This window comes from Blautia sp. DFI.6.71, from assembly GCF_020593585.1.
Lineage (GTDB): Bacteria > Bacillota > Clostridia > Lachnospirales > Lachnospiraceae > Blautia_A > Blautia_A wexlerae.
In genome coordinates this window covers 1-318 of the sequence record NZ_JAJDMJ010000182.1, presented here as the reverse complement: position 1 = coordinate 318, position 318 = coordinate 1, and the positions used below count along the sequence as shown (strand labels likewise).

Here is a 318-nt window from a genome sequence, read left to right as displayed (position 1 = left end):
CAAAAATTCATCCAAATATACAAGTGGATCGATCCTACCCCTTGCGCTAAAGAAGTATATGTGCCTACTAACGCTTGTCTTTGTCTCTGTCACTAAACACTGGATTATTACTCCCAGATACTTATTTTGGACTAATTTAAATGATTTCGGATCAACGTTCTTAATATCGCTGAATCTTCCACAATTGATGAAAGTAGCTAGGAAGAGGAATTGGTATAAAGTTTTTGTTTTTGTAAATCTCGAAGTATACTCAAACGAATTTAGTATTTTCTCAGTGATCTCCCAGATGCTTTCACCCTCACTTAGAAGTGCTTTAAG

At 35.5% G+C, this 318-nt stretch carries 1 protein-coding gene; it reads right to left on the bottom strand.

Going from position 1 to position 318, the window contains the following annotated elements; all coding sequences use genetic code 11:
- Window positions 1-318, bottom strand: a 318-nt coding sequence (locus LJE12_RS19800) for a hypothetical protein (protein WP_227292427.1), incomplete at both ends; no start/stop codon positions are given.